This window comes from Paenibacillus zanthoxyli JH29 (assembly GCF_000520715.1).
Lineage (GTDB): Bacteria > Bacillota > Bacilli > Paenibacillales > Paenibacillaceae > Paenibacillus_AQ > Paenibacillus_AQ zanthoxyli.
Genome location: NZ_ASSD01000623.1, coordinates 1 through 376, shown reverse-complemented (window position 1 = coordinate 376; position 376 = coordinate 1). Strand labels below are relative to the sequence as shown.

Here is a 376-nt window from a genome sequence, read left to right as displayed (position 1 = left end):
GGCTATGTAGACGATCCGGATCGCCAAGCCATTGTCCATAAAAATATCTATTCGCTGTCACCGGACGGGAAATGGGGAATTCTGGAGCGTTCACGTTATCTTTATGTAAAGAGTCTACCGCCATACAGCGACTATATTGCCAAGCTTAACGACTATTATTTAAAAAATATGAAGTCCGGCGATGTATTTTTGTACAAAACGATGCGGACAACCTTTCGGACGGGTTGGTATGATCAACACACGCTGCTGGAATCCGGGTATGACAGCCAGGCCAAGCAGAGCATGATTACGGCTTATAATCCCGAAACCAACCAAAGAACAACCGTCCTGGCAGGCCAAATGTATGCCTTCAACAATTCCATCTCCAAGCTGGTGT

General features: G+C 46.0%; 1 protein-coding gene. It reads left to right on the top strand.

From position 1 onward, the window contains the following. Window positions 1–376, top strand: a 376-nt coding sequence (locus tag L691_RS33145) for a hypothetical protein (protein ID WP_036738026.1), incomplete at both ends; no start/stop codon positions are given.